The sequence below is a fragment of the Thiohalocapsa sp. genome (genome assembly GCF_019695415.1).
In the GTDB taxonomy this organism is placed as follows: Bacteria; Pseudomonadota; Gammaproteobacteria; order Chromatiales; family Chromatiaceae; genus Thiohalocapsa.
On sequence record NZ_JAIFKJ010000543.1, the window covers coordinates 1 to 5,414 of the forward strand.

4 protein-coding genes are annotated in these 5,414 nt (G+C 63.4%); 3 read left to right on the forward strand and 1 reads right to left on the reverse strand.

Translation table 11 applies throughout. From position 1 onward, the window contains the following. Positions 1-335: 335 nt before the first annotated feature. On the reverse strand, positions 336-731 hold the full coding sequence (locus I6U14_RS15015; RefSeq protein WP_296900330.1) for an MAPEG family protein: 396 nt from the start codon (positions 729-731) through the stop codon (positions 336-338). A 507-nt stretch (positions 732-1,238) separates the two neighbouring features. On the opposite strand from I6U14_RS15015, the gene ppk2 reads away from it, so the two are divergent. The 3 genes from ppk2 to I6U14_RS15030 all read left to right on the forward strand — a co-directional run bounded on the left by ppk2 (position 1,239) and on the right by I6U14_RS15030 (position 5,410). Further along, positions 1,239-2,156 (forward strand): polyphosphate kinase 2, encoded by a 918-nt coding sequence (gene ppk2 / locus I6U14_RS15020; protein WP_296900331.1) that lies wholly within the window; start codon positions 1,239-1,241, stop codon positions 2,154-2,156. 602 nt (positions 2,157-2,758) lie between these two features. Next, the gene (locus I6U14_RS15025) at positions 2,759-4,165 is read left to right on the forward strand and encodes a bifunctional enoyl-CoA hydratase/phosphate acetyltransferase (protein ID WP_296900332.1); all 1,407 of its coding nucleotides are present in this window, start codon (positions 2,759-2,761) and stop codon (positions 4,163-4,165) included. Positions 4,166-4,180: 15 nt separating this feature from the next. After that, positions 4,181-5,410: an acetate/propionate family kinase gene (locus tag I6U14_RS15030; protein WP_296900333.1), complete on the forward strand. Its 1,230-nt coding sequence runs from the start codon at positions 4,181-4,183 to the stop codon at positions 5,408-5,410. Positions 5,411-5,414: the final 4 nt, after the last annotated feature.

The window sequence follows — 5,414 nt, forward strand, 5'->3', positions numbered from 1 at the left end:
AAACCGCGTTTTCCGGCTCCGTCTGATTTTTGGGCAGGATGCCCAATAAATCAGCATCTCCCTAGGCAGGGCTTCACGAGCAAGAAAAATTGATATCTCTAGGGACCTGACCGGCTGACGCTTCGGACTCGACCTTGGCGGCTGCGCTCGGTAGAAGAACGACTGTCTGCCCCAAGAGCGCACGCACAGGCCCGAGTTCCGCACGGGCCGACGCTCGGGGCTGCACTGCCTAGAGTCCGCTCGCGGACCCCCGTAGCAGACATCAGCCAACTGTGCATCGCAAAGCTCCGCCGGGCCGCCGGCGCGTTATCGGAGATTGGCTCTGGGGGAATGATTTATGATACTGGCAGGAACTGCCCATAGGGAATGAAGACGAGGTTTCCGATGGCGAGACCAATGATTACCCAAATCGTTATTTGCATACCTAAAACCCTGCGTTGCAAATCACTCGTCAACATGGCCTTTGCATGTATCAACCTGCCGATCAAAAGCACAATACCCAGAGTATGCACCAAGATCAAGAAGGCCCCATTATATTCGAGCGCAAACAACAGCAGCAAAGAGATGGGTAGATATTCCAGCGCATTCGACTGCGCTGCCATTGCGGTCTTCAATTCATCATCACCGCCATCACCGACACTTACTTGCTTGGCCCGCCTTACCTTGATCACATTTAAAGATAGCCAGACGACCAGGAATGCCGAAAGCGACGCGTATATTGCTGATGTCATGTTGGAGTCCTCACCTTCATTGCGTGCCGGTTATTGGACGACGGGAGGGCCGGTCCGATTGTCCTTAGCGGCGATACTTGCGCTGAACGGCATGTTTCCTGCGAGCCGGCTCTTCCAGCGGGGCAGCAGGACAAAGCACCATCAGTGATCCACCATGGCCCAGCGGCCATATGTTAGCGTTTTCCGCCAGCGTCAGACCCTACCGGATCGGGCCTTAGGCCATGGTCGCGGACCAGACGGATCAGCCACAATAACAGGCGAGGCGAAACCGCGCCCTGTTCCGTTCGTGGGGACTTTCGGCAGCTTCAAGTGCCGTTGTCCGGTGGCAGGACGACCGTGGAGGATTCGGAGCAACTAAATCGTCATCTTCTTACAGGTTCGCGGTGCTACCGTCCCAACGTCGTTAACGTGGTGCTCGACGACGGCCCGGCTGCGAGCGTGCACGCTCCCGGATCGATTGTCGTTTATCACCAGCAGGTCAAAATCCCGACCATCCCGAGGTAGCGCATGAGCGAAGACAACAACGTCGACATCAAGGACTGGCTAGAGGCCGAGCTTGAGGACACTCTGGACGAGGACTATGAGCTCGAGATCTCGGAGCCCGCACTATCGATGGAGCTGCGCCGCATCTATAAGCGCAAACGCCCGTCGGCCATCGACCGCCGGACCTACTTTCGGGCACTGCTCACGCTCCAGGCGGAGCTTATCAAGCTGCAGGACTGGGTGGAGCACACTGGCGAGAAGGTCTTGGTGATCTTCGAGGGGCGGGATTCCGCTGGTAAGGGCGGTGTCATCAAACGCATCACCCAAAGGCTGAACCCGCGCGTATGCCGGGTGGTCGCGCTCACCAAGCCGTCCGAGAAAGAGCGCACCCAGTGGTACTTTCAACGTTACGTGCCACACCTTCCTTCAGGCGGCGAAATCGTGCTCTTCGACCGCTCCTGGTATAACCGTGCCGGCGTCGAACGGGTGATGGGCTTCGCGGCGCCCGAGCAGGTCGAGCAGTTCTTCCAGGATGTGCCAGAGTTCGAGCGTATGCTCGTGCGATCCGGCATCCGACTCATCAAGTACTGGTTCTCGATTACTGACGAAGAGCAGCAGCTGCGCTTCCTGATGCGCATCCACGATCCACTGAAGCAATGGAAGCTGAGCCCCATGGACCTGCAATCCCGCGTGCGCTGGGAGGACTATACGAAGGCCAAGGAAGAGATCTTCGCCCGCACCAACATTCCCGAAGCACCCTGGTACATCGTCGAGGGTAACGATAAGAAGCGCGCGCGGCTCAACTGCATCCACCACCTGCTGGACCAGATCCCTTACCACGAGATCCCGCACGAGCCCATCAGTCTGCCGGACCGCGTCTTCAATCCGGACTATGACCGGGCAACGCTGCCGGCGGAGCTGTACGTGCCGAGCCGATATTAGGAACCAGCGATTGTTGATACGCCCGGCGCCGCTGCCCAATGATGGCGCGCATCAGCGCACTGGGCTACAAGTCGAGGATCACTCTCGCGCGCCCCGCCCCGCCTTAGAAGGATCACGACTCGATCGCCTTCCGCCCGATCCTGCTTGATGCCCCGGCGCGCTGAATCAACCACGCGTGCCAGTCGCCACCTCGCCCCATTCTCCATGGATCGCGCCTGGCTGCGGAGCATTTGACGGAGACGCTGGGCTGGCGCCGGATGCTCTCGCAGGCGTTGTGCCAGCACCGCGATGGCCTCCAGTTCCGACCGCCCAAACTGCCGCCGTTGACGGCCTCAGTCCGCGGCAGCTCTGTCATCACGCCATGCACACCGTAGCGCCCCGCGAAACTCGACAGCCGAGTGACTCGGCTACTCCGTATCGAGGGATGTTCCTAGTCGATGCCGGCTGCATAGACGCCTGCGACGTCACAAAACCGACATCCGAGGTTCACAGCAATGCAACGGAGTGCGTTTAGTATTTTTTGTTGCGCCGCAGCATGGGTAATGGGTACCACAAGCTGCGCCTATGCACTTGCGGAACCTGGGCACCAGAGAACCATTGCCATGGCCGACATCCTTGAGAACCGCACGTACGACGAGATTCAGCCTGGGCAGAGCGCTGAGCTGCAGCGCACCCTGACCCGAGATGATCTGGCACTTTTCAGCAAGGTGTCCGGTGATCTGAACCCCATTCACATGGACGAGGAGTATGCTCGCGCGCAGGGCGCCAAGGGAGTGGTCGGTCACAGCCTCTGGGCAACCGGGCTGATCTCCAGCCTGCTCGCGAACGTCCTGCCGGGGCCGGGCACCGTCTATCGCAATCAGGACGCCGAATTCCAGCGTCAGATCCAGCTCGGCGACACGCTAACGGCCAAGGTCAAGGTGGTGGAGAAGCTGCCGGCGAGCTTGGTGCAGCTGTCCTGCTCGGTGGTCAACCAGGCGGGCGAGACGGTGATGACGGGCCGTGCCGTGGTGGTCGCACCCACTGAGAAGCAGCGCATCGAGGTGGCAGACTTGGCCGAGGTCTCGGTGCGCCACCACGACAGCTTTTCCGCGCTGTTCGACAAGGTCCGGGTGCTGGAGCCCATCCCCACCGCCGTGGTGCATCCCGTAGACCAAGTGTCGCTGGAGGGTGCTATGGAGGCCGCCGGGGCCACCTTCATCGCGCCCATCCTGGTGGGCCCCGAGCAGCGCATCCGCGCCGTCGCCGAGGAGCACGGCATCGACCTCGGCGGTGCCGAGATCGTCGACGTCGCCCACAGCCACGCCGCCGCTGCCCGTGCCGTGGAGCTGATCCGCGCGGGCACGGCGGAGATCCTGATGAAGGGCAGCCTGCACACGGACGAGGTGCTGGGGGCGGTGCTGAACAAGGCCACGGGTATCCGCACGGAGCGGCGCATCAGCCACATCTTCGTCATGGACGTGCCGACCTATCCCAAGCTGTTGCTGGTGTCGGATGCGGCCGTGAACATCGCACCGGACCTGGATGCCAAGCGTGATATCTGCCAGAACGCGATCGACCTCGCCCGGACCGTCGGCGTGGAACGCCCGAAGGTGGCCATCCTGTCCGCCGTCGAGACTATCAGGCCCAAGATCCAGTCCACGCTGGACGCCGCCGCGCTCTGCAAGATGGCCGAGCGCGGGCAGATCACCGGCGGCATCCTGGATGGCCCGCTGGCGATGGATAATGCCATCAACCTGGAGGCCGCCCGCATCAAGAAGATCGACTCCGAGGTCGCCGGCGTCGCCGACGTGCTGATCGCCCCGGACCTCGAAGCTGGCAATATCCTCGCCAAGCAGCTGATCTTCCTCGCCAACGCCGAGGCCGCGGGCATCGTGCTCGGGGCGCGGGTGCCGATCATCCTGACCTCACGCGCGGACAGTGTGCGCACCCGCCGCGCGTCGGCGGCCACCGCGGTGCTGCATGCGCACGCGGTGCGTCAGGGGCTGCACGAGCAGCCCGCGCACTGAAGCAGAGGTGCCGACATGAGCGCCTCCCCCAACGAGCTGATTCTGACGCTGAACGCGGGCTCGTCCAGTATCAAGTTTGCGGTCTACGACGTCGCCGGCGACGCAACCGAGCCCGAGCTGCGCGCCAAGGGCCAGGTCGAGGGCATCGGCACCCGGCCGCACTTCATCGCCAAGTCCGCCGCCGAATCGGGGTCGGGCCAGGTCCTCTCGGAGAGCTGGTGGGAGACCATCACGGATGGCGAAGGCCACGCCCGCGCCTTCCAGCAGATCTGGAGCTGGCTGGACGACTTCGCCGACGGCGGGCGGATCATGGCCATCGGCCACCGGGTCGCCCACGGCGGTGAGGACTATTCGCGGCCGGTGCGCATCACACCGGACATCCTCAAGGTGCTCACCGGCCTGATTCCGCTGGTGCCGCTGCATCAGCCGAACAACCTCGCGGCCATTCGCGCCGTCGCCAAGGACCACCCAGACCTGCCGCAGGTGGCCTGCTTCGACACCGGCTTCCACCGCGGCCGGCCGAAGGTCACCGAGCAGTTGGGCCTGCCGCGAGCGCTGCTGGATCGGGGCGTGAAACGTTACGGCTTCCACGGGCTTTCCTACGAGTACATCGTCGAGAAGCTCAGGGAGATCGCCCCGGCGGTCGCCGCCGGACGTGTCATCGTCGCGCATCTCGGCAGCGGCTGCAGTATGACCGCCATCCGCGATGGACAGAGCATCGACACCACCATGGGCTTCTCGGCCTTGGATGGCGTGCCCATGGGCACCCGCCCCGGGCTGCTGGATCCGGGCGTGCTGCTGTTCCTGATGCGCGAGGACGGCCTCGGCGTCGAAGCGCTGGAGAAGCTCCTCTACAAGCAGTCCGGTCTGCTGGGTCTCTCCGGTGTGAGTAACGACCTGCGCGCCCTGCACGAGAGCGATGACCCCGGCGCCGCCGAGGCCATCGACTATTTCGTCTACCGCATTGGACAGACGCTCGGCTCGCTCACGGCATCTCTCGGCGGTCTGGATGCGCTGGTGTTCACCGCCGGTGTCGGCGAGAACGATGCCGACATCCGCGCCCGCGTCTGTGCGGCTGCCGCCTGGCTCGGCATCGAGATCGATGGCGATGCCAACGCCGCGGGCGGCTTCGGCGACGGCGCACGCATCAGCCCGGCAGGCCAGCGCCCGGAGGTCTGGGTCATCCCCACCGACGAGGAGCGGATGCTCGCGCGCCACACGCTGCGGGTGGTCCGCGGCGGTTGACCAC

What these genes read in the sequence shown, in the direction of transcription:
- ppk2 (WP_296900331.1), top strand. Translation starts at nt 1,239, where the DNA reads ATGAGCGAAGACAACAACGTCGACATCAAGGACTGGCTAGAGGCCGAG.
- I6U14_RS15025 (WP_296900332.1), top strand. Translation starts at nt 2,759, where the DNA reads ATGGCCGACATCCTTGAGAACCGCACGTACGACGAGATTCAGCCTGGG.
- I6U14_RS15030 (WP_296900333.1), top strand. Translation starts at nt 4,181, where the DNA reads ATGAGCGCCTCCCCCAACGAGCTGATTCTGACGCTGAACGCGGGCTCG.
- I6U14_RS15015 (WP_296900330.1), bottom strand. Translation starts at nt 731, where the DNA reads ATGACATCAGCAATATACGCGTCGCTTTCGGCATTCCTGGTCGTCTGG.